The organism is Rhodococcus sp. NPDC006774, from assembly GCF_040636045.1.
GTDB lineage: Bacteria > Actinomycetota > Actinomycetes > Mycobacteriales > Mycobacteriaceae > Rhodococcoides.
Genome location: NZ_JBEYIW010000059.1, coordinates 1 through 1378 on the forward strand (window position 1 = coordinate 1; position 1378 = coordinate 1378).

The 1378-nt window shown below is 61.8% G+C and carries 1 protein-coding gene; it reads right to left on the bottom strand.

All coding sequences use genetic code 11. The features are described 5' to 3' along the window. Positions 1-41 precede the first annotated feature (41 nt). Positions 42-1304, bottom strand: a complete 1263-nt coding sequence (locus tag ABZ677_RS27815; RefSeq protein ID WP_358375324.1) for an IS256 family transposase — start codon at positions 1302-1304, stop codon at positions 42-44. Positions 1305-1378 lie beyond the last annotated feature (74 nt).

The following is a 1378-nucleotide window of genomic DNA, read 5'->3' on the forward strand; positions in this document are numbered from 1 at the left end:
AGGGAGTGTCCGATTAACGGTGGATCCGACCTCGGTGTCGGTTAGTTACCGTTCGGGGTGATGCGTCCTTCGAAGGTGATCGCGAACGCATTGAGCGCCGGCTTCCACCTGATTGCCCATCGTGCCTTACCTTTCCCCGTGGGGTCCAGTGCCCGCGTGGCGAGGTACAGACACTTGAGGGCCGCCTGCTCGGTCGGGAAGTGCCCACGAGCGCGCACGGCACGCCTGTAGCGGGCGTTGACGGACTCGATCGCATTCGTCGAGCAGATTACCCGCCTGATCTCGACGTCGTAGTCCAGGAAGGGCACGAACTCGCTCCACGCGTTGTCCCACATCTTGATGATCGCCGGATACTGCTGACCCCATTTCGTGGTGAACTCCGTGAACCGTTCCCTCGCAGCAGCCTCCGACGGAGCGGTGTAGACCGGACGCAGATCACGCGACATCTCATCCCAGTACTTCCGGGACGCGAACCGAAAGGTGTTGCGTATCAGGTGAATAATGCATGTCTGCACCACCGCCAACTCCCACACGGTGTTGATCGCATCCGGCAGACCTTTCAGTCCGTCGCAGACCACGATGCAGACGTCGCCGACACCGCGGTTCTTGATCTCGGTGAGCACCGAGAGCCAGAATTTCGCACCCTCTCCGCCGTCGCCGGCCCAGATCCCGAGAATGTCGCGTTCGCCGTTGACGGTGACACCGATCGCGACATACATCGGCCGGTTGGTGACCTGCCCGTCCCGGACTTTGACGTGCACGGCGTCGATGAACATCACCGGGTACACCCGCTCGAGTGGCCGGTTCTGCCACTCGGTCATCTCCCCGACAACTTTGTCGGTGATACGGGAAATGGTGTCCTTCGATACCGTCGCGCCGTAGATGTCGGCGAAGTGCGCGGACACCTCGCCGGTCGTCAAACCCTTTGCCGTGAGCGACAATACGATCTCGTCGATACCGGTGAGGCGTCGCTGTCGCTTCTTGACTATCTGCGGAGCGAAGGAGGAATCGAGGTCGCGCGGGACGTCGATCTCCACCGGCCCGATCTCGGTGAGCACCGTCTTCGAGCGGGTGCCGTTGCGGGAGTTTCCGCTGCCGCGGCCGGCGGCGTCGTGTCTTTCGTAGCCGAGATGCTCGGTCATCTCCGCATCCAGTGCGGTCTCGAGAACGTTCTTGGTGAGCTGATTGAGCAGCCCGTTCGGGCCCATCAACTCCACGCCCTGCTCCTTGGCCTGAGCCAGGAGCTGCTCCGCCAACTGCTTCTGATCCACCTCATCCGCCATGGGATCCAGTGTTTCGGTCATCATCGATCCTTCCCGCCAAGCTCAGCTCGGCGTGTCGAACCAAGGACCGGATCCACCGTTATTCAGACAGTCCC

Bases quoted from the DNA above. Each gene is read 5' to 3' on its own strand.
- ABZ677_RS27815 (WP_358375324.1), bottom strand. From the start codon at position 1,304: ATGACCGAAACACTGGATCCCATGGCGGATGAGGTGGATCAGAAGCAG.